General features: G+C 65.0%; 22 protein-coding genes. 7 read left to right on the plus strand and 15 right to left on the minus strand.

Annotated features, from left to right (window positions below):
- Positions 1–6: 6 nt before the first annotated feature.
- Complete coding sequence (locus RIdsm_RS19630; RefSeq protein WP_057818102.1) at positions 7–462, minus strand: Lrp/AsnC family transcriptional regulator; 456 nt, start codon at positions 460–462, stop codon at positions 7–9.
- 126 nt (positions 463–588) lie between these two features.
- On the opposite strand from RIdsm_RS19630, the gene RIdsm_RS19635 reads away from it, so the two are divergent.
- From RIdsm_RS19635 to RIdsm_RS19650, 4 genes are all read left to right on the plus strand, one after another.
- On the plus strand, positions 589–1,638 hold the full coding sequence (locus RIdsm_RS19635) for a Glu/Leu/Phe/Val family dehydrogenase (RefSeq protein ID WP_057818104.1): 1,050 nt from the start codon (positions 589–591) through the stop codon (positions 1,636–1,638).
- Positions 1,639–1,717: 79 nt separating this feature from the next.
- Positions 1,718–2,284, plus strand: a complete 567-nt coding sequence (locus RIdsm_RS19640) for a hypothetical protein (protein ID WP_057818105.1) — start codon at positions 1,718–1,720, stop codon at positions 2,282–2,284.
- A gap of 165 nt (positions 2,285–2,449) precedes the next feature.
- Positions 2,450–2,797 (plus strand): hypothetical protein, encoded by a 348-nt coding sequence (locus RIdsm_RS19645; RefSeq protein WP_057818249.1) that lies wholly within the window; start codon positions 2,450–2,452, stop codon positions 2,795–2,797.
- 16 nt (positions 2,798–2,813) lie between these two features.
- Complete coding sequence (locus tag RIdsm_RS19650; protein WP_057818107.1) at positions 2,814–3,527, plus strand: class I SAM-dependent methyltransferase; 714 nt, start codon at positions 2,814–2,816, stop codon at positions 3,525–3,527.
- 3 nt (positions 3,528–3,530) lie between these two features.
- Here RIdsm_RS19650 and RIdsm_RS19655 read toward each other — a convergent pair whose 3' ends face one another.
- Entirely contained in the window at positions 3,531–4,316 is a 786-nt protein-coding gene (locus RIdsm_RS19655; RefSeq protein ID WP_057818251.1) for an ABC transporter permease, read from the minus strand.
- Between the two features lie 148 nt (positions 4,317–4,464).
- Here RIdsm_RS19655 and RIdsm_RS19660 point away from each other — a divergent pair, with 148 nt between their 5' ends.
- The gene (locus tag RIdsm_RS19660) at positions 4,465–5,061 is read left to right on the plus strand and encodes a GcrA family cell cycle regulator (protein ID WP_057818109.1); all 597 of its coding nucleotides are present in this window, start codon (positions 4,465–4,467) and stop codon (positions 5,059–5,061) included.
- 53 nt (positions 5,062–5,114) lie between these two features.
- Here the strand turns inward: RIdsm_RS19660 and RIdsm_RS19665 are convergent, their stop codons facing one another.
- The 4 genes from RIdsm_RS19665 to RIdsm_RS19680 form a co-directional block, all read right to left on the minus strand.
- Complete coding sequence (locus tag RIdsm_RS19665; protein ID WP_057818111.1) at positions 5,115–5,939, minus strand: MBL fold metallo-hydrolase; 825 nt, start codon at positions 5,937–5,939, stop codon at positions 5,115–5,117.
- Positions 5,940–6,053: 114 nt separating this feature from the next.
- On the minus strand, positions 6,054–6,563 hold the full coding sequence (locus RIdsm_RS19670; RefSeq protein ID WP_236553354.1) for a YHS domain-containing (seleno)protein: 510 nt from the start codon (positions 6,561–6,563) through the stop codon (positions 6,054–6,056).
- A 53-nt stretch (positions 6,564–6,616) separates the two neighbouring features.
- On the minus strand, positions 6,617–7,480 hold the full coding sequence (locus tag RIdsm_RS19675; RefSeq protein WP_057818113.1) for a cysteine hydrolase family protein: 864 nt from the start codon (positions 7,478–7,480) through the stop codon (positions 6,617–6,619).
- Between the two features lie 167 nt (positions 7,481–7,647).
- Positions 7,648–8,112 (minus strand): nuclear transport factor 2 family protein, encoded by a 465-nt coding sequence (locus tag RIdsm_RS19680; protein ID WP_057818115.1) that lies wholly within the window; start codon positions 8,110–8,112, stop codon positions 7,648–7,650.
- 266 nt (positions 8,113–8,378) lie between these two features.
- Here RIdsm_RS19680 and RIdsm_RS19685 point away from each other — a divergent pair, with 266 nt between their 5' ends.
- Positions 8,379–8,942 carry a TetR/AcrR family transcriptional regulator gene (locus RIdsm_RS19685; RefSeq protein WP_057818117.1) on the plus strand — a complete coding sequence of 188 codons (564 nt, stop codon included), beginning with the start codon at positions 8,379–8,381 and terminating at the stop codon, positions 8,940–8,942.
- Positions 8,943–9,044: 102 nt separating this feature from the next.
- Here the strand turns inward: RIdsm_RS19685 and RIdsm_RS19690 are convergent, their stop codons facing one another.
- The 9 genes from RIdsm_RS19690 to coxB form a co-directional block, all read right to left on the minus strand.
- On the minus strand, positions 9,045–9,629 hold the full coding sequence (locus tag RIdsm_RS19690; protein WP_057818119.1) for a GNAT family N-acetyltransferase: 585 nt from the start codon (positions 9,627–9,629) through the stop codon (positions 9,045–9,047).
- Positions 9,629–10,891 (minus strand): M16 family metallopeptidase, encoded by a 1,263-nt coding sequence (locus RIdsm_RS19695; RefSeq protein WP_057818121.1) that lies wholly within the window; start codon positions 10,889–10,891, stop codon positions 9,629–9,631. The genes RIdsm_RS19690 and RIdsm_RS19695 overlap by 1 nt, the downstream gene beginning before the upstream one ends.
- A complete protein-coding gene (gene thrC / locus RIdsm_RS19700) occupies positions 10,888–12,276 on the minus strand; it encodes a threonine synthase (protein ID WP_057818123.1) in 1,389 nt (462 codons plus the stop codon). Before thrC ends, RIdsm_RS19695 begins: the two co-directional genes overlap by 4 nt.
- On the minus strand, positions 12,273–12,956 hold the full coding sequence (locus RIdsm_RS19705; protein ID WP_057818125.1) for an SURF1 family protein: 684 nt from the start codon (positions 12,954–12,956) through the stop codon (positions 12,273–12,275). Before RIdsm_RS19705 ends, thrC begins: the two co-directional genes overlap by 4 nt.
- 89 nt (positions 12,957–13,045) lie before the next feature.
- On the minus strand, positions 13,046–13,852 hold the full coding sequence (locus RIdsm_RS19710) for a cytochrome c oxidase subunit 3 (RefSeq protein WP_057818127.1): 807 nt from the start codon (positions 13,850–13,852) through the stop codon (positions 13,046–13,048).
- Positions 13,853–13,879: 27 nt separating this feature from the next.
- Positions 13,880–14,461: a cytochrome c oxidase assembly protein gene (locus tag RIdsm_RS19715; protein ID WP_057818129.1), complete on the minus strand. Its 582-nt coding sequence runs from the start codon at positions 14,459–14,461 to the stop codon at positions 13,880–13,882.
- Positions 14,461–14,622, minus strand: coding sequence for a hypothetical protein (locus RIdsm_RS30235; RefSeq protein ID WP_057818131.1), 162 nt, complete (start codon positions 14,620–14,622; stop codon positions 14,461–14,463). The genes RIdsm_RS19715 and RIdsm_RS30235 overlap by 1 nt, the downstream gene beginning before the upstream one ends.
- Positions 14,622–15,563, minus strand: a complete 942-nt coding sequence (gene cyoE / locus RIdsm_RS19720; RefSeq protein WP_057818132.1) for a heme o synthase — start codon at positions 15,561–15,563, stop codon at positions 14,622–14,624. Before cyoE ends, RIdsm_RS30235 begins: the two co-directional genes overlap by 1 nt.
- Before the next feature lie 77 nt (positions 15,564–15,640).
- Complete coding sequence (gene coxB / locus RIdsm_RS19725) at positions 15,641–16,486, minus strand: cytochrome c oxidase subunit II (protein WP_057818134.1); 846 nt, start codon at positions 16,484–16,486, stop codon at positions 15,641–15,643.
- Between the two features lie 189 nt (positions 16,487–16,675).
- On the opposite strand from coxB, the gene tldD reads away from it, so the two are divergent.
- On the plus strand, positions 16,676–18,097 hold the full coding sequence (tldD, locus tag RIdsm_RS19730; protein ID WP_057818135.1) for a metalloprotease TldD: 1,422 nt from the start codon (positions 16,676–16,678) through the stop codon (positions 18,095–18,097).
- Positions 18,098–18,204: the final 107 nt, after the last annotated feature.

Consider the following 18,204-nt stretch of genomic DNA (forward strand, 5'->3'; position numbering starts at 1 on the left):
CCCCCGTCAGCCCTGCGGCAGCGCTTCCCGCCGTATCATCGTGCGCAGCGCAAAGCTCGACCGCATCGACCGGATGTTCCCGGTCTGCATCAGCCCGTCTTCGAGAAACCGGTCGAACGCCGCCAGATCGGCCGCGACGACCCGAAGCAGGATGTCGCGCGTGCCCGTCATCAGGTAGCACTCCATCACCTCCTCGAACCGCCGCAGATCGCGCTCGAAGGCGGTGATGGCGTCGCGTGTCTGTTTCTCCAGTTCCACGAAGATGAACACATTGAGCGGTAGGCCCAGCTTGTCCTGGTCGATCCGCGCCGAATAGCCCGCGATCACGCCATCCCGCTCAAGCCGCGCGATGCGCCGCGCCAAAGGTGTGGGCGAAAGGCCGACCCGCTCGGACAGGTCGGCCAGCTTCTGCCGCCCGTCCCGTTGCAATGCGGCAATGATCTGGCGATCCGTCTTGTCCATTTTTCTCCAACTTTCCTGTCAATAATAGTGATTATCACCAAAATTACATCAAACTTGACTGATCTTTGCTGATTTTTTGCATCCGGCTTCAGCTATCCCCACCTTTATCGCAGGAGGGAAAACACCATGCTCACACGCCTTTCATCCGACACGCACGAAGACGTCTATCGCGTCGAGGATCCCGCAAGCGGTCTTCGGGGCTTCATCGCGCTCCATTCCACCGCCCGCGGCCCGGCCGCCGGCGGCCTGAGGATGCGCGTCTATGACAGCGACGAGGCAGCGCTCCGCGACGTGCTCAATCTTTCGGAAGGCATGAGCTACAAGAACGCCGCGGCCGACCTGCCGCTGGGCGGCGGCAAGGCGGTCATCATGGGCGACCCGGCCAAGGACAAGTCTCCGCAACTCCTGCGCGCCATGGGCCGCGCGGTCGAACAGCTCGACGGCCGCTACTGGACAGCCGAAGACATGGGGATGACACCCGAGGACATGGCGATCATGGCGGGCGTCACCCGCTTCGTCGCCGGCCGCGACGATGGCGCCCACGCCAGCGGCGACCCCTCTCCGGTCACGGCGCAGGGCGTACTCGGTGCCATGAAAGTCGGCGCCGCCCGGGTCTTCGGCACCCGCGACCTGTCTGGCAAGACCGTCGCCGTCCAAGGGCTCGGCCATGTCGGCTGGCACCTCTGCCGCCTGCTGCATGACGCCGGCGCCAGGCTCATCGTCGCCGACATGGATCCGGCCCGCACTGCCGCCACCGCCCGCGACTTCAATACCGCCGTGGGCGACCCGCGTACCATCCATGCGGCCGATGCCGACATCTTCGCCCCCTGCGCCATCGGCGGCATCCTCAACGCCGAGACCATCCCGCAGATCCGCGCCAAAATGGTGGCCGGGGCCGCCAACAACCAGCTCGCCACCGACGCCGATGCCGACCTCCTGCACGCCCGTGGCATCCTCTACCTGCCCGACTATGTCGCCAACGGCGGCGGCATCATCAACGTCTCGGCGGAAATCCTGCACATCGAGGACCCCGCGCCGTGGGTCGAGGACAAGCTGAAGGCCATCGAAACCACGGTCGAGCGCATCCTCGCCCGGGCCGAGGGCGAAAACGCCAGCCCCGCCCACCTTGCCGACCGCATCGTCGAGAACCGGATGCTCGCCACCAAGGCCGGCTGACGCTCGGATATCTCGCGCAATCCTTGCCGGACGGGCGCACAGGGCGTACCCTTCTTCAAACCCGTTGAAGGAGGCCCCGATGCGCCCGCTCCGCCTGATCGTTCCCCTCGCCCTTGCCCTGACCTGCTCCGCCGCCGCGGCGGGCAGCACGGTCAAGCTCGGCCCCTCGCCCGTTCTGGGTGGCGGCGAATACTCCACCGGCGGCGGCGTGACCGTCGCGGTCGAACTGCGCAACTGGGCCGGCAAGACCGGTCTCTGCGGTGTCTGGGCCGAAAGCGAGCGGCTCACCGCCTATGTCCGCCACAAGGGCAACGTGGTCCTGCGCAAGGGCTCCATCGCGCTCGGCAACGAGGTGCTCACCCACAACCTCAACTTTCTCGAACAGGTTGCCCCCAGCCAAAGCTATGCCGGTGCGCCGGCCGGCTGTGTCCGCCTCTCGCGCGACTGGCGCGCAGGCGACGCCAACCGCCGGCTCGAGGTGCGCATTCCTCGGCAGGAACTGCATTTCGACCGCAACGGCACCAAGGGCGGCGGCCTCCGCGTGACCTTCCGCGACAAGGGCAATCCCAACCCGGCGCTGACCTCCGGCTCGCTCATTCCGAAGAAATGGACGAGTTTCGGCTCGCTCAGCGGCAAGATCGAGTAACCCGCCCCGGCGGACCACGGCACCCCACCCGAAACGCGGGCCGAAATCGTATCTTGCCGATTGTAAATCCGGCCCGTTTGAGCGATGATCGCCCAAATCGACCGCGCGTACCTGACCGGGGGCCAACCCCGGCGGATAGCGGCTAGGCAGATACGGGCAACGATAATGAAGCGGGTAACATTCCTCGGACTGGCGGTATTTCTTGCAGGCTGCGGCGGCGGGCCGCGCGACCCTGATCGCGTGGTGACGATGCGCGCCACGCCGGTAGCCTACGGCCCCATCAGCAAGGCCTGCCTGCAATCCGGGCGCGAAGGTCGCTCACGAGAGCTGTGCGGCTGCATCCAGGCAGCGGCAGACAAGACCCTGAGCTCCTCGCAGCAGCGCCGCTCGATCGCGTTCTATTCCAACCCCCATCTGGCACAGGAAATCCGTCAGTCGGATCGCCCCGTCGACGAGCAATTCTGGGAAGCCTACGTCAATTACGGCAGGCTGGCCGAGCAACTGTGCAGCTGAACCGGAGGCAGGGCGCATGAGCGGTTTTTTCGATTTCCTCAAAGCTCTGCCGCCCTATGACGACAACGCCAACACCGTGCACCGACTGGATCAGCGCCATCGCCTGATCATCGACCCGTTCCAACCCCAGATCGCGGGCGCCCGCGTGCTCGATATCGCCGCCCATGACGGGCGCTGGTCCTACGCGCTGGCGCATGCCGGCGCGGAAGAAGTGGTGGGCGTCGAGGCCCGCGCCGACCTTGTCGCCCGCTTCGCGAAATTCCCCGACACACCCTACAAGCCGCGCGTCAAGCTTCACTGCAACGACCTCTTCGCCGAGATCGAGACACGCATCGCGGCGGGTGAGACCTTCGACGTGGTCGCCGTCTACGGCATCTTCTACCACATCATGGATCACTTCCGCCTGCTGTCGCTCATCCGCAAGCTCGGGCCGCAGTTGATCATCATCGACAGCGAGTTCATCAAGGCCGACAACGCCATGGTGCAGGTACTCAAGGAAGAGGTGTCGAACCCTCTGAACGCCGTCACCGATGTCGAGGGCCAGGCTCACACGGTCGTGGGCGTGCCAAGCCGCCGCGCCACCGAATTCATGGCCGAGGCCCTGGGAATGGAGCTGACCTGGGTCGATCACGCCCTACTGCTGGGCGATGACCGCACGGGCATGAAGGATTACTTCCGCGAGGGCCGCAAGATCCGCCTGACCTGCGCCCTCACCCCCGCCGGCGCCTGAGCCTTACGCCTTCAGGCGATAGCCCCGCGAGAACATCATCCACGCCAGTGCCGAGACGGCGAAGGTCGCCGACACCGCAATCGCAAGCCCCAGCACGGGCGAGCTGTCCGAGACCCCGATAACGCCGTACCGCACCCCGTCGATCAGGTAGAAGACCGGGTTGGCATGGGTGATCTCGCGCAGGCCCGGCGGCAGCGCCTCGACCGAATAGAACGTGCCCGACAGGAAGGCGAGCGGCGTGACGATGAAATTGGTGATCGCCGCCATCTGGTCGAACTTGTTGGCGAAAATCCCCGCCACCATGCCCATCGCCCCCAAAAGGGCCGAGCCCAGCACCACGAAGGTCAGCGCCCAAAGCGGATGCTGCGGCACGATCCCGAGGAATAACAGCAGCCCCAGCCCGATCGACAGCGCCACGAACGTGCCCCGCCCCACGGCCCCGGCAAGGTAGCCGATCACCATCTCCGCGGGGCTCAGCGGCGGCATCAGCGTATCCACGATATTCCCCTGCACCTTGCCGATCACGATCGACGACGACGTATTGGCGAACGCGTTCTGGATCACCGTCATCATCAGGATCCCCGGCGCGATGAACGTGGTGAAATCCACGCCCATCACCTCGCCCCGGCGCGGGCCGATCGCGATCGAGAAGATCATCATGAACAGCCCCGCCGTCACCAGCGGCGCCAGCACCGTCTGGGTCCAGACCGACATGAACCGCTGTATCTCGCGGGTGCATAGCGTATAGAGGCCCATCCAGTTGACCCGCCCGAACCGGCGGCTCCCCATCTGGAGCGTTGGTGTGACCGGGGCGCCGCCCGCTGCGATGTCGTGATTCGATGCCTTGTAACTCATGCTGCAGTGATTAGAATAGAAGGCTCTTGAAAGGAACCGGGCGGCCCGCGATTTGGCCGCCTTTTGACATAAGGGGTGGCTCATGTCCTGGAGCGACGAGCGTGTCGAGAAGCTGAAGAAAATGTGGGCCGAAGGCCAGTCTGCCAGCCAGATCGCCAAGGAACTGGGCGGCGTGACGCGCAATGCCGTGATTGGCAAGGTGCACCGGCTCGGCCTGTCGAACCGCAACGGCTCGGGCGGCGGCACCACGACCGAGGCGGCCCCGAAGCCGAAACCGGCCGCGGCCAAACCGCGCGGCAAGGCCAAACCTGCCGCCAAGCCGGCGCCCAAGCCCGAACCCAAACCCGAGCTCGCCGAAGAGGAAACGGTCGAGGCCGCATCGCCGCCCGCCAGCCGGGCCAAGGCGATCATCCCCGCCGGCCAGCCCCTGCCGCCGCAGCCCTCGGCCAACGAGATCGACCCCGAGGCGCTGGCCAAGGTCAGCGAAGTCGAGAAGAAGGCCAAGAAGCTGACGCTGATGGAATTGACCGAGCGCACCTGCAAATGGCCCGTCGGCGACCCGGCAACCGAGGATTTCTGGTTCTGCGGCCTGCCCGTGCAATCCGGCAAACCCTATTGCGAGGCCCATGTCGGCGTGGCCTTCCAACCGATGAGCTCGCGCCGCGACCGTAAAAGGTAACGTCTGACGTCAGCGGAAAACCAAACACAGCCCCGGCCCCGCGCCGGGGCTTTTCATTCGCCCTCCCGCAAGTAAGCCGGTCGCAACACCATCACCGTCGGCTGCGCTGGCAACCGCTCCAGCGACACGGTCAATTCGCTCCCTTCGGTCAGCACCACGTCGAACCGCTCCCGCATCCCGTCAAGAAAGGCGCCCAGCGTCCCGTCCCCGAACCAGTGCATCGGAATGACGATCGACGCCTTCAGCCGGTTCATTACCCGAAAGACCGCCGGAAGGTCCAGCGTCAGCCCCCCGTCCACCGCCACCATCACCACGTCCATACGCCCGATGGCGATGTATTGCTCGTCCGTCGGCTCGTGATGCAGGTGACCGAGGTGCCCGATACACAGGCCGGCCGCCTCGAAAACGAAAATCGAGTTCCCTTCCGGCTCCACCCCCTCGCCCCAGGCCGAGCGGATATCGGTCGAGACATTGCGGATCACCATCTCGCCCAGGTCGACATAATGGTCGATCCCGGCGCCGAACTCTTCGCCCCACCCAGGCAGCACATTGGGAATGGCCGGATCTGGATGCGCCGTCCAATGGGTGCTGTGCGCATGGTTCATGGTCACCACGTCGGGGATGAAATCGACATTCCCCAGGAACCCGGTGAAATCCGTCACCGCCGACAGCCCGCCCTCGGTCTGCAAAAGAAAGCTCGCATGCGTTATATATCGCAGCCTGACCGACTCTTCCGGCACCGGGTCGGTATAGGCAGCCCGGTGGACAAACTCGACGCCGGGCGTCGCATCGGCCACCGCAATGCAATGGCTCGGCTGGCGCTCCTGCGCCACGGCGGCAGAAGCGAGACAGGTCAGTAACAACGCAATACGGATCATCGGCAACACCTCCTTTACGCGAAGTTAGCACGGCCCACCCCGAAGTCACCGCCCGACACGGCAAGAGCCCCGGCACAACCGGGGCCCCACCACGCTTTGCACAAGGATTGCGCCTCAGAGCTCTTCGATCGGCGTCGCACGAATGCCCGGCCATTTCTCCTCGGCCCCGGCGATCACCGCGTCCTTGTCCTCGAGATACTTCTCGAAGATCGCCGCATTCACGAACAGGTACAGCTTCCCGTCCACGATATCGGCATAGCGCACATCCCCGTCGAGCTTCTTGCCGACATAGACGCCAAAGGCACAGAAGCCCCCGAATTGCGGCAGGTAATCCCCCGGCGCCGCGTCGAACTTGGCCTTGGCGTCGGCATCGGTGAAATAGTAATCCACCCCGTCATGTTCCGAGGTATGGACGGCATCGCCGATGGCCGGGCCATCCCCCTCGAACATCGCAACGGCGTCGAAGCCATGCAGGCCCAGCGGATTGCCGGTCAGCGTCAGGCCGTTGTTGACGTTGTACTCATCCGCGGCCAGCGCCCAGGTGGCAAAGGTGAAGGTGGCGACCGAGGCCAGGGTCAGCGTGCCGGCCCAGTGCAGGGTGTTTTTCAGAAGGTCGGAAGTCATTGGTATCTCCATTGGTTCAGGGTTGGGTAATTCCAGGAAAGCTGAGCGAGAGCTCAGACCGCCCGGCCGATCCGGGTAACGGCATCGTCCGTCCACCAGACGCCATTGGCGACCATGCGAAAGTTGATGATGGCGGCGAGGTAACCATCGCCCTCGGGCACCTTGGCCCCGGCGGTCGCGTCGCGCACCACGGCCACCTCGAAGCCCAGCTCCAACAGCTCGTAAAGATGCGCCTGCGTGCACAGGTTCGCCGACATGCCAGCCAGGATGACCTTGTCGACCCCCCGCTTGCGAAGCTGCAGGTTCAGGTCGTTCTGCGCCGGGCTGTAGACCTTGTGGGGCGAACAGATGACCGTCTCGCCATCCTCGATGTACGGCTTGTATTGCGGCATCCAGTCGGCGCCCGACCCGTGGAACCCGGTCAGGTCCAGCGGTCCGGGCCGGTCGAACATGCCGATCCCGTGCATGGTCGCCTCCAGCGTGCCCTCGAACTGCCACTTGTAGTCGTGCGGATAATAATAGTGGGGCGAGATGAACACCGGCATTCCGGCGGCCTTGGCGGCGATGAACAGCCGCTCGATATTGTCGACCGTGCCCTGCTCGGTCACGCTCTCGCCGACCACCCCCCAGGTCACGCCCTCCTCCGACAGGAAGTCGACCTGCGGGTCGGTCACCACCAGCGCCGTCCGCTTCAGGTCGATCTCCATGTCGATCTGCGGCAGGCCCGGTGTCTCGGGGTCGGCATAAGCGGCCCGCGCCGCTTCGGTGGCGGCGGCAGCACCCTGCCCGGCAAGGGCGGCAGCGCCCGCTACGGCCGCTCCAGCAGCCCCCGCCAGTACCCGGCGGCGGGCGTGGTCCACGTAGTCCGGCGTGATGCCGCAGCCACAGTCATGGTCGTGATCGTGTTTCTGTGTCATTGCAGTATTCCTTTGCTTGAAGTTGCGACGGCCCGGCCTTCTCCGGCACCGCCAGTCGGGCAGACCTCTCCCGCCCGCAGCCGACAGCCGGCCACGCCAAGATCAGTCCAAGTCCTTCGGAACCCGGCGCCGCTTGTCAGGCCGCGCCGGAAATCGTTTACCGGGCCTCAGAGTCCCAGTTCGCTCAGCCCCGGATGATCATCCGGTCGCCGTCCCTGCAGCCAGCGCATCAGGCGCTCGGCCTCAGAAATCGGCTGGTCGTTGATCGACGCGATCCGCCGCCGCATCAGACCGTCGCCGGCGAAATCCCAGTTTTCGTTCCCGTAGGAACGAAACCACCGCCCGCCCTCGTCGCGCCATTCATAGGCAAAGCGCACGGCAATCCGGGCGTCGCTGAAACTCCACAGCTCCTTGATCAACCGATACTCGTGCTCCCGCGCCCATTTCCGGCTCAGGAACCGCACGATCGCCGGGCGCCCCTCGAACATCTCGGCCCGGTTCCGCCATTGGCTGTCGGGCGTATAGGCCAGCGCCACTAACTCCGGCGCCCGGCTGTTCCAGGCATCCTCGGCCAAACGCACTTTCTCGGCGGCCGTCTCGCGGGTGAAGGGGGGAAGCGGGGGACGTGCCATTTATCGTCGTTCCTTGTCAGGGCACCCCGGCCGGCCAGGCAGGGAGGAGAGGATCAGGGCCGGCCGGAGCGCGATGGGTTAACCGATCGGTCAACTAAAGCCAATCTGTACCGATCTGTTAACCCTGTCAACAAAGTTTACGTGGCGTCTCTTCGCGCTTCCGTGAGGCCCTGAAAAATGCTATAATCTTGAGTATGTTACGCGCACCTCCTTGAAGCCACCGCGTCACCAGTCTAAAACAGATCAGTCAACCCTGGAGGCGAATCATGCAGCAGACGAAACGGGGCGAACTCGTTCGCAAGGCGCTCGACACCTTCTACCGAAACGGCTTCCACGCCACCGGGATGGACATGATCGCCTCCGAAACCGGCGTTTCAAAGACGTCGATCTACAAGCATTTCCGCACCAAGGAGGATCTCATCCTCGCCGTCCTCCGCCTGCGCGACGAGAACTTCCGCAACTGGCTCTTCCGCCGGATGGACGACCTCGCCTCCACACCCCAAGACCAGCTGCTCGCCATGTTCGACGCGCTGGAAGAATGGTTCAGACAGGACACCTACCGCGGCTGCATGTTCATCAAGGCCAGCGCCGAGTACCAGGAGCTCGACGACCCGATCCACGCCCAGTCGGCCGAACACAAGCGCCTGCTGCAGGACCACGTCGCGAACCTCTGCAAACAGGCCGGCGCCCCCGCCCCGCAGGACCTCGCCCGTCATCTTCTGCTGCTGAAGGAAGGTGCCATCATCATGGCGGTGCTCGGCCGCGGACCCGCCGCCGCGCAAGACGCGAAAACCGCCGCTCACACGCTCATCGACGCCGCCCTTCCCTGAGCCTGAGAAAGCACACCCGCCGCTTCTTCTTGGGTAAAATATCCCGGGGGAGACGTTGAAATTCCAAGGGAATTTCAACGGCGGGGGCAGCGCCCCGAAATCCTAACCGATCCCCGTCCGCCCCCGGCGATCAGCCCTGAGCGACGCATAAAGCACATGCGTCCGCCACCGACCGTTGATCTGAAGGTAGCTCTGCGCCACACCCTCGTACTTGAACCCGCATTTCTCCAAGAGCCGCCGAGACGCCTGGTTCTCCGGCAAACACGCCGCCTCCAGCCGCGACAGGTCGAGCCGCTCGAACGCGTGATGCACCATCCCCGCGATCGCCTCGCGCATATAGCCCTGACGCGCATAGGGCGCCCCGACCCAATAGCCCAGCGTCCCCGACTGCGCCGGCCCCCGCCGGATATTGTCCAGCGTGATCGCCCCCAGAAGAACCTCGTCCTCGCGCCTTACAAGGAAAAGCGGCACCGCCGAACCTGCCGAAATAGACCGCTGCGCCCAGTAAACCCGGTTCGTGAACCCCTTGCGCGACAGGTGATCGCTCGCCCATTGCGGCTCCCACGGCACCAGGAAGTCGGCGCTCTGCTCGCGCAGCGACGACCAGTCGCGATAATCGGAAAGCTGCGGCTGGCGCAGCGTCAGGCGTTCGGTTTCGATCCGCGTTTTTCGGCGCGGCATGAACATCAGGCCGCGCGCCTTTCCTGCAAGGCCTGCAGCGTCGGCGCCTCCTCGACCGGCCCGTAAAGCGCCATCGCGGCGGGGGCCTTGCTGATCGTCGTCTCGGCGATGTCGCGCACTTCCGGAAGAGTGACCGCGTCGATGCGCTCAACCACCTCGTCGATATCCGGCACCCGGCCCCAGATCTGGATCATCCGTGCCAGCCGCTCGGCCCGGTTCGACGGGCTTTCCAGCCCCATCAGCAGCCCGGCCTTCATCTGCGCCCGCGCCCGTTCCAGCTCGGCCGGGCTCAGATCCTCGGCCGCCCGTTTCATCTCGTCCACGGTAATCTGCGCGAGGTCCTGCATCTGCGCGCCCGCGGTACCGGCATAGATCGTCATCATGCCCGTATCCGCATAGGCCCCGGCCTGCGCGAAGATCGTGTAACACAGGCCCCGCCGCTCGCGGATCTCCTGGAAAAGCCGCGACGACATCGACCCGCCCAGAGCGCAGGAATAGATCTGCGAGGCATAAACCCCCGGATCGGTATAGTTCGGGCTCTCGAAGGCCAGGGCGAAATGCGCCTGCTCCAGCTGCTTGACCCGGCGGCTTTCACCGCCTTCGAACCGCGCACTCGGCGCCGGCCCTGCATTGTCGCCGCTCATGTCGCCAAAAAACCGCTCCGCATCGCGCACCAGCGCGTCATGGTCCACGGCCCCGGCGGCCGACAGGATCATCTGCCCGGGCCGATAATGCTGCTCCACGAACCCGGTCAGGTCCTCGCGGGAAAACCCCTTCACCCGCGCTTCTTCGCCAAGAATGGTCCGCCCCAGCGGATGATCCGGATACGCCTTCTCCTGCAGCCAGTCGAAGATGATGTCGTCGGGCGTGTCCAGCGCCTGCCCGATCTCCTGCAGGATGACCCCCCGCTCCACCTCGATCTCGCGCTGGTCGAAGACCGGCTGGCGCAGGATATCCGCCACCACGTCCAGCGCCAGCGACACGTCATCCTTCAACACACGGGCATAGAAGGCCGTCACCTCGCGCGAGGTATAGGCGTTGATATACCCGCCCACATCCTCGATCGCCTCGGCGATCTGAAGCGAGCTGCGCCGCTTTGTGCCCTTGAAGGCCATGTGCTCGAGGAAATGCGCGATGCCGTTCTGCGGCTCGGTTTCGTGGCGGGCCCCGGCCAGCACCCACACGCCAATGGCGGCCGATTGCAGGCCGGGCATGTATTCGGTGACGATGCGGAACCCGTTCGGGAGGGTCGTAAGATTAACGGTCAATGGCCGGTGCGGTCCTTGATGATGTCTTCGATTGCGGTGAGGTCGTTTTCAACCCGTGTCACACGCTCTGACCGGTCATACAGGTCGGCCATATGCGAGGGCAAGGGGGGACGAAGGCCACTGGCCTCTTCCACCGCGTCAGGGAACTTCGCGGGGTGGGCGGTGGCCAGCGTGATCATCGGCGTGCCGGGCGCATGATGCTCCTCGGCCACCTTCACGCCCACGGCCGAGTGCGGGCACAGCAATTCGCCCGTGCCATTCCACAGCCGCGCAATCGTCGCCCGCGTCTCCTCCTCCGAGCAATTGCCCGAGTCGAAACTCTCCCGCAGCGCCTCCAGCGCGCCCTGGCTCACCTTGAATCCGCCCGCCTTCAGCTCGTCCATCAGCTGGCCCACGGCATTGCCGTCCTCGCCATAGGCATAGTAGAGCGCCCGCTCGAAATTCGAGCTCACCTGTATATCCATAGACGGGCTGATAGACGGGATCACCCCGTCGGGCGTGTAATCCCCTTGGCTCAGGCAGCGGTGCAGAATGTCGTTCTGGTTGGTGGCCACCACCAGCCGGTCGATCGGCAGGCCCATACGTTTCGCGATGTAACCGGCAAAAATATCCCCGAAATTCCCCGTGGGAACGGTGAAACTCACACTTCTATGCGGAGCGCCCACAGAAACGGCCGAGGTGAAGTAATAGACGACCTGCGCCAGCACCCTTGCCCAGTTGATCGAGTTCACGCCCGCCAGCCCCACTGCGTCGCGGAAGGCGAAGTCGTTGAACATGTCCTTCACCCGCGCCTGGCAATCGTCGAAATGCCCGGTCACGGAAAGCGCGTGAACGTTGTCCTCCGACGGCGTGGTCATCTGGCGGCGCTGCACCTCGGACACCCGGCCATGCGGGAACAGGATGAAGACATCCACCGCCTCCAGCCCCCGGAACGCCTCGATCGCGGCACTGCCCGTGTCGCCGCTCGTGGCGCCAACGATGCACACCCGGTTCCCCGACCGCGTCAGCGACGCCTCGAAAAGCTGCCCGATCAGCTGCATCGCGAAATCCTTGAAGGCCAGCGTCGGCCCGTGGAACAGCTCCAGCAGGAAATGGCCCGAGCCGAGCTGCACCAGAGGCGCCCGCGCGTCATGGGCAAACCCGGCATAGGCCCGCTCGATGATCCCGCGGAACTCGTCCTCGGTGAACGCCCCGCCAAGGAAAGGCCACATAACCCGGAACGCGGCCTCCTCGTAACTCACCCCCTCAAGCGCGGCGATATCCGCCTTGCTCATCTGCGGAATGCTCTCGGGCAGGTAAAGCCCGCCATCCCGGGCCAGCCCGGTCAGCATGGCCTCCTCGAAGCTCAGAACAGGGGCGTTTCCCCGGGTCGAGATGTATTTCATGTCTCTGCCCCTTTCGCGGGTTGGCGCATGCGCCAGATAAGCAGGCCGGTCATCGCGGCCCACAGGACGGCCAGCGAAAACCACGTGATCGCATATTCGAGGTGATCGTTGGGAATTGCGCTCGTGTCTACCGGCAAAGGCGTCGCGCCCGTGTCTTCGGGCGACATTTCCCGCACGACCACCAGCAGCGGCTCGGTCTCGAACACCTCGGCCATCTGGCCGATATCCCGGGCGAACCACATGTTCTCCTCGAGGTCATTCTCGGGGGTCGAGGAATTCCGGTCATCCGGCCAGTGCAGGTTGCCGGTCACCTCGACCGGCCCGGTCGGTGGCGCGCGCATCTCGCCGTCGATCTTGATGAACCCCCGGTCGAGCAGCACCCGCCGCCCCTCCTCCGTCTCGAAGGGCGAGATGATGCGATAGCCTGCGCCCACATGCTTCTGGCTCACCAGCACCCGCAACAGCCCGGGCTGGAACCGCCCGGTCATCTCGACCGGCAGGTACTTGTCCGCCTCTTGCTCCGGGCTTTCCGGCAGCGCCACGGGCTCCGCCGCGATCTTCGCCTCGATCCTGGCCAGGATCTCTTCCTTCCACGCCAGCCGCTGCACCTGCCACACGCCGAGGCTGACAAGCACGGCGACACCGGCGATGCCGAAAAGCAGGGGAAGGATGAAGCGCACGTGCAGGTTCCTCAATTGAAAAGGGTGCGCTGGAAGCGCACCCTACGGGGTCTGGTGTAGGGTGCGCTTGAGCGCACCGTGCGTGGCCCTCAGCCGCCCCAGATATAGACGGCGGCGAACAGGAACAGCCACACCACGTCGACGAAGTGCCAGTACCACGCCGCGGCTTCGAAGCCCACGTGGTTCTCCGGGGTGAAATGCCCTTTCAGCACCCGCATCAGGCAGACGAACAGGAAGATCGTCCCGATGACCACGTGCGCCCCGTGGAAGCCCGTCGCCATGAAGAAGGTGGCACCATAGATGTTGCCCGAGAAGCCGAAAGCCGCGTGGCTGTATTCATACACCTGGAAGACGGTGAACAGCGCGCCCAGGGCGATGGAGATGATCAGGCCCCATTTCATGTCTTCGCGGTTGTTCTCGTGCACCAGCGCGTGGTGCGCCCACGTCGCGGCCGCGCCCGAGCACAGCAGGATCAGCGTGTTGATCAGCGGCAGGTGCCACGGGTCGAACGTCTCGATGCCCGCCGGCGGCCAGACACCCTCGACCAGCGGGCTCGCGCCGTCAGGGTCCATCGGGTACATGGCGTGCTTGAAGAAGGTCCAGAACCACGCCGAGAAGAACATCACCTCGGACATGATGAACAGGATGAACCCGTAGCGCAGGCCGATGCGCACGACGGGCGTGTGATCGCCCACGTGGTTCTCCTTGATGGTCTCGGCCCACCAGCCGAACATCGTGTAGGCCACGCCCACGGTCCCCATCAGAAGCACCCAGGGCCCGCTTCCGTGGAAATAGAGAACGGCGCCAAAGAGCATGACGAACCCTGCGACCGCGCCGATGAACGGGTAGGCCGAGGGGCTCAGGATGTGGTAGTCGTGATTTTTCTCATGTGCCATGGTGCGTATCCCTCGCCAAAGCGTGTCTTAATTCGTGGTTGTATCGGTTTCGCCGCCGGTCGCAAGCGCTGCCTGCTCTTCCGGCAGGTCGATTTCGTAGAACGTGTAGGACAGCGTGATCGTCTTGGTGTACTTCGCATCGCGGTCTGTCACGATGCCCGGGTCGACAAAGTAGGTCACCGGCATTTCCACCCGCTGTCCGGGCTGCAGCACCTGCTCGGTGAAGCAGAAACAGTCGACCTTGTTGAAGAACCCGCCCGCCTCGTAGGGCGTGACGTTATAGGCCGCCTGGCCGGCAATCGGGCGGTCGGTCGGATTGTAGGCCTCGAAGAAGGCCAACCCGGTTTCACCGATCTTGAGTTCGACCTCGCGCTGCATGGGCTTGAACTCCCACGGCATGCCGCGCTCCTTCGAGGCGGAAAAGCGCACCTTGATCGTTTCGTCGAGAATTTCCTGCGACCCGGCCGAATTGGTGCCCGGCGTTCCGCCAAAACCCGTCACCCGGCAGAACCAGTCATAGAACGGCACCGACGCCCAGGCGAGGCCGCCCATCACGACGACAACGCTCACAAGCTTGACCACGGTTTTGCTGTTGCCATCCATCGCCATCAGTCCGCCGCCTCGTTCATTGGCATTGTGAAATCGTCGGTCGACACCTTCGCCACGGTCAGCCCGAAGACCAGCGCCACGAAGGCGGCCAGCACCAGGCCGAGCCCGAGGTTGCGGGAAAACCGGCGCTTGTGCAGGTCATGCTGTTTCGACAGCGCCATCACCAGCCTCCCAGCCCGAGCGGCGCCATCGCGGTGTCGAGCGCGATCGCCCCGAAATGCGCGAAGAGATACAGCAGCGACAACTTGAAGAACGACCGCTCCGCCTTGTACTTGTCGGCCTCCGCCATCACCTCGTCCCGCCGCCAGATCGCCCAGGCCCCTTTCAGGAACAGCGCGTTCAGCACGACAGCGGTGGCCAGGTAGACCGGCCCGCCGATCGAGGTGAACCCCGCACCCACGGCCAGCGCGGCCAGTAGCAGCGTGTAGACCAGAATATGCGCCCGCGTCGCCCGGCGCCCGTGGGTCACCGTCAGCATCGGCACGCCGGCATCGTCGTAATCCGAGCGCATGAACAGCGCCAGCGCCCAGAAATGCGGCGGCGTCCACATGAAGATCAGCGCGAACATCAGTACCGATTCGAGGCTCACACCCCCTGTCACAGCGGCCCAGCCGATCATCGGCGGAAACGCCCCGGCAGCCCCGCCGATCACGATGTTCTGCGGCGTCCAGCGCTTCAGCCACATCGAGTAGATGACGACGTAGAAGAAAATGGTGAAGGCCAGCAGCGCGGCGGCAAAAAGGTTCGTCGCCAGCCCCAGCATGATCACGGCAAACCCGGCCAGCGTCATGCCGAACCCGAACGCCTCCGATCCGGTGATCCGCCCCGACGGGATCGGCCGGTTCCGGGTGCGCTTCATCACCCGGTCGATATCGGCATCCCACCACATGTTCAGCGCGCCCGAGGCCCCGCCGCCAACGGCGATGAACAGGATCGCGGCAAAGCCCACCACCGGATGCACGGCACCCGGCGCGGCGTAAAGGCCGACAAAGGCGGTAAACACCACCAGCGTCATCACCCGCGGCTTCAGCAGGGCGAAGTAATCCCCGAACCCGGCTTCGCCGGTCTGCGGGGTGCTGGCTGAAAGGCTTGCGTCGCTCATTTAACTCTCCGGCTGGCGGGTGTCGCCCACCCTACGCGCATTCCGTAGGGTGGGTGCCAACCCACCATTGCCTCATTTCACTCGGCGATCGACGCCACGTCCACATTGCGCGGCGTGCCGGCATATTCCTCGATCGCGCCGTCGAGCCACTCGTCATACTCTTCCTGGCTGACGACCTTGACGGTGATCGGCATATAGGCGTGGTCCTTGCCGCACAGTTCCGAACACTGGCCGAAATAGGTGCCTTCCTTCTCGGCCTTGAACCACAGGCGGGCGGTCCGGCCCGGCACCGCGTCCTGCTTCACGCCGAAGGCCGGGATGGTCCAGGAGTGGATCACGTCGGCGCCGGTCACGTGCATCACGATGGTCTTGTTCACGGGCACGACGACGGCCGTGTCGGTGGCCAGCAGGTACTCGTCCTCGCTGTAGCCGGCATCGGCCAGCTCCTCGCGCGGCAGCAGGAAGCTCTCGAAGCCGAAATCGTGGTCTTCGTACTCGTAGCCCCAGAACCACTGGTAGCCCGTCACCTTGATGTTGATGTCAGCCTCGGGAATCTCCTGCTGCTTGAACAGCACGGGCAGCGAGAATGCCCCGATGAAGACGAGAATCACGATCGGGATGATCGTCCACGCCACCTCGACGGGCGAGTTGTGGGTGAATTTCGCCGGCTCCGGGTTGGCCTTGCGGTTATACCGCAGGATGCAGATCGCCAGCAGGACACAGACGAAGATGACGATCGCCGTGATGATGATGTTGATCATCCCGTCCAGCCAGTGAATGTCGCGGGCCAGTTCGGTGGCGGCCACCTGGAACCCCATGGCCCCCTCGCGCGGCTTGCCGATATTCTCGGCCGCCTCCTGCGCAAAGGCGGGGAAAGCGGTCATCGCGGCCATGGCGGCCAGCAGGCTGGAAAGTCTTCGCATTTTGCACCCTGATCGGTTGAAGCGTTCGTCGTGTATTAGTAAATCTGTGGGCAGGCCGCACGGCAGCCCCTCGTTCGCTGTCGGTAAAAACCATATTCTGCCCCGGCAGACAAGAAAGAGCATTGCGGCAAACGGACGCTTTTTTGATTTAGATCAAGTTTTCGCGCTCCCGGTGACAAGGAAAAACAGATGAGTGACACCCCCTTCCGCCCGTTCGAGACCGCCCTCGACCGCGATCTCGCCCTCAAACGCCTGGGCGAGGCGACCGCCGGCGCCGACGATGGCGAGCTTTTCCTCGAACGCCGCCGGTCCGAGGCGCTGGTCTTCGACGACGGGCGCGTGAAATCGGCGTCCTACGATGCCTCCGAAGGCTTTGGTTTGCGGGCCGTGCGGGGTGAAGTGGCCGGCTACGCCCACTCCTCCGACATCTCCGAAGGGGCGCTCTCCCGCGCGGTCGAAACCGCCCGCCTCGCCGTGGGCGACGGCGGCGGCACCATGGCCGCGCCCCCCGCGCGAACCAACACGCACCTTTATACCGACGACGACCCGATCGCCGGGGCGAGCTTCCCGGTGAAACTGGAAACCCTGCGCGAAATCGACGCCTTCGCCCGCGACCTCGACCCGCGCGTCGTGCAGGTCAGCGCCACCATCGCCGCCTCGCACCAGGAGGTGGTGATTCTCCGCCCCGACGGCACCGAGGTCACCGATATCCGCCCCATGACCCGCCTGAACGTGGGCGTGATCGTCGAACAGGACGGCCGCCGCGAATCCGGCGGCGCCGGCGGCGGCGGGCGGTTGGGCCTCGACGGCCTGCTCGACCCGGCCGACTGGCAGGACAAGACGAAGGAGGCGCTCCGCATCGCCCTCGTCAACCTCCGCGCCGAAGCCGCCCCGGCGGGCGTCATGGACGTGGTGCTCGGCCCGGGCTGGCCCGGCATCCTGTTGCACGAGGCCATCGGTCACGGTCTTGAGGGCGACTTCAACCGCAAGGGCTCGTCGGCCTTCGCCGGCCTCATGGGCCAACGCATCGCCGCCCCCGGCGTCACCGTGCTCGACGACGGCACCATCCCCGACCGCCGCGGCTCGCTCACCGTCGATGACGAGGGCACGCCCAGCCGCCGCAACACCCTGATCGAGGACGGCATCCTTGTCGGCTTCATGCAGGACCGCCAGAACGCCCGCCTCATGGGGGTCGAGCCCACCGGCAACGGCCGTCGCGAATCCTACGCCCATGCGCCGATGCCGCGGATGACCAACACCTACATGCTGGGTGGCGAGTCCGACCCCGCCGACATCCTCGCCGATCTCAAGGACGGCATCTATGCCGTGGGCTTCGGCGGCGGGCAGGTCGACATCACCAACGGCAAGTTCGTCTTCTCCTGCACCGAGGCCTATCGCGTCGAGAACGGCAAGGTCGGCGCGCCCGTCAAGGGCGCCACGCTGATCGGCGACGGGGCGACCGCGCTCCAGAAGATCCGCGCCCTCGGCAACGACATGGCGCTCGATCCGGGCATGGGCAATTGCGGCAAGGCGGGCCAATGGGTGCCCGTGGGCGTGGGCCAGCCCACGGTGATGATCGGCGGGCTGACGGTTGGCGGCTCGGCGGCCTGAGCGGCCCCGTTTTCTTCGAAGAAAACGGCTCGGAAAATTCCAATTTTCCGGGTCACGCCCCCACCGCAGCAGCGCCACCCGTTTTCCGCCCGGAAAACGGGTGGGAA

The organism is Roseovarius indicus, assembly GCF_008728195.1.
Classification (GTDB): domain Bacteria; phylum Pseudomonadota; class Alphaproteobacteria; order Rhodobacterales; family Rhodobacteraceae; genus Roseovarius; species Roseovarius indicus.

What these genes read in the sequence shown, in the direction of transcription:
- RIdsm_RS19685 (WP_057818117.1), top strand. Translation starts at nt 8,379, where the DNA reads ATGCAGCAGACGAAACGGGGCGAACTCGTTCGCAAGGCGCTCGACACC.
- RIdsm_RS19680 (WP_057818115.1), bottom strand. Translation starts at nt 8,112, where the DNA reads ATGGCACGTCCCCCGCTTCCCCCCTTCACCCGCGAGACGGCCGCCGAG.
- RIdsm_RS30235 (WP_057818131.1), bottom strand. Translation starts at nt 14,622, where the DNA reads ATGGCGCTGTCGAAACAGCATGACCTGCACAAGCGCCGGTTTTCCCGC.
- RIdsm_RS19670 (WP_236553354.1), bottom strand. Translation starts at nt 6,563, where the DNA reads ATGACTTCCGACCTTCTGAAAAACACCCTGCACTGGGCCGGCACGCTG.
- RIdsm_RS19640 (WP_057818105.1), top strand. Translation starts at nt 1,718, where the DNA reads ATGCGCCCGCTCCGCCTGATCGTTCCCCTCGCCCTTGCCCTGACCTGC.
- coxB (WP_057818134.1), bottom strand. Translation starts at nt 16,486, where the DNA reads ATGCGAAGACTTTCCAGCCTGCTGGCCGCCATGGCCGCGATGACCGCT.
- RIdsm_RS19710 (WP_057818127.1), bottom strand. Translation starts at nt 13,852, where the DNA reads ATGGCACATGAGAAAAATCACGACTACCACATCCTGAGCCCCTCGGCC.
- RIdsm_RS19675 (WP_057818113.1), bottom strand. Translation starts at nt 7,480, where the DNA reads ATGACACAGAAACACGATCACGACCATGACTGTGGCTGCGGCATCACG.
- RIdsm_RS19665 (WP_057818111.1), bottom strand. Translation starts at nt 5,939, where the DNA reads ATGATCCGTATTGCGTTGTTACTGACCTGTCTCGCTTCTGCCGCCGTG.
- RIdsm_RS19645 (WP_057818249.1), top strand. Translation starts at nt 2,450, where the DNA reads ATGAAGCGGGTAACATTCCTCGGACTGGCGGTATTTCTTGCAGGCTGC.
- RIdsm_RS19715 (WP_057818129.1), bottom strand. Translation starts at nt 14,461, where the DNA reads ATGGCGATGGATGGCAACAGCAAAACCGTGGTCAAGCTTGTGAGCGTT.
- RIdsm_RS19660 (WP_057818109.1), top strand. Translation starts at nt 4,465, where the DNA reads ATGTCCTGGAGCGACGAGCGTGTCGAGAAGCTGAAGAAAATGTGGGCC.
- RIdsm_RS19630 (WP_057818102.1), bottom strand. Translation starts at nt 462, where the DNA reads ATGGACAAGACGGATCGCCAGATCATTGCCGCATTGCAACGGGACGGG.
- RIdsm_RS19690 (WP_057818119.1), bottom strand. Translation starts at nt 9,629, where the DNA reads ATGTTCATGCCGCGCCGAAAAACGCGGATCGAAACCGAACGCCTGACG.
- thrC (WP_057818123.1), bottom strand. Translation starts at nt 12,276, where the DNA reads ATGAAATACATCTCGACCCGGGGAAACGCCCCTGTTCTGAGCTTCGAG.
- RIdsm_RS19635 (WP_057818104.1), top strand. Translation starts at nt 589, where the DNA reads ATGCTCACACGCCTTTCATCCGACACGCACGAAGACGTCTATCGCGTC.
- cyoE (WP_057818132.1), bottom strand. Translation starts at nt 15,563, where the DNA reads ATGAGCGACGCAAGCCTTTCAGCCAGCACCCCGCAGACCGGCGAAGCC.
- RIdsm_RS19650 (WP_057818107.1), top strand. Translation starts at nt 2,814, where the DNA reads ATGAGCGGTTTTTTCGATTTCCTCAAAGCTCTGCCGCCCTATGACGAC.
- RIdsm_RS19655 (WP_057818251.1), bottom strand. Translation starts at nt 4,316, where the DNA reads ATGGGGAGCCGCCGGTTCGGGCGGGTCAACTGGATGGGCCTCTATACG.
- tldD (WP_057818135.1), top strand. Translation starts at nt 16,676, where the DNA reads ATGAGTGACACCCCCTTCCGCCCGTTCGAGACCGCCCTCGACCGCGAT.